Raw genomic sequence first — 584 nt, forward strand, 5'->3', positions numbered from 1 at the left:
CTCGGCCGGCAGCCCGCGGCCCCCGCCGCAGGCCCTGGACGCCGGCGAGGCGCCGGCCTGGATCGCCGCCTTCGCGCACCGCGTGGCCGCGGCCCGCACGGTCGCCGCGTCACCCGACCGGGTCGTGGAGGTGCTGTCGGACCTGGGCTCGATCGCGGACTGGCTCACCCTCCACACGGGCTGGCGCGACGAGGCCCCGGGGGCCGCGGAGGTGGGCGTCTCCTTCGTCCAGCAGGCCGAGATCATGGCCATCCCGGCCGACGTCCGCTGGGCCGTCGAGCGCGTCGCGGCGGACGGCCTGGACCTGCGCGGCAAGGGCCCGATGGGACTCGTCCTCGCCCTCGCCCTGCAGGTCCGTCCCTCGGTGGCGGCAGCCACGTCACCGTGCACGCGGGCCTGGACGGGCAGCCGGTGAAGGGTCCGCTCGGCACCTCGATCGTCCGCAGCCTCGGGGGCGAGCTGGACGCGTCGCTGAGCCGGCTCGAGTCGCGGGTCGCCGGGGTCGCCGTCGGGGTGAGCCGCCCGGTGCTCCACCGCGCCACCGGACGCACGATCCCGGCGTCGACCCCCGTCCTCGTGGGGCG

General features: G+C 78.1%; 1 protein-coding gene. It reads left to right on the forward strand.

Annotated elements, in window-relative coordinates; genetic code table 11:
- Positions 1-415 (forward strand): SRPBCC family protein (locus AC2W7G_RS18150; protein ID WP_485869662.1); only part of this gene is annotated, 415 nt, incomplete at its 5' end.
- Positions 416-584: the final 169 nt, after the last annotated feature.

The organism is Aeromicrobium sp. PFPM2_SD2 (assembly GCF_057364525.1).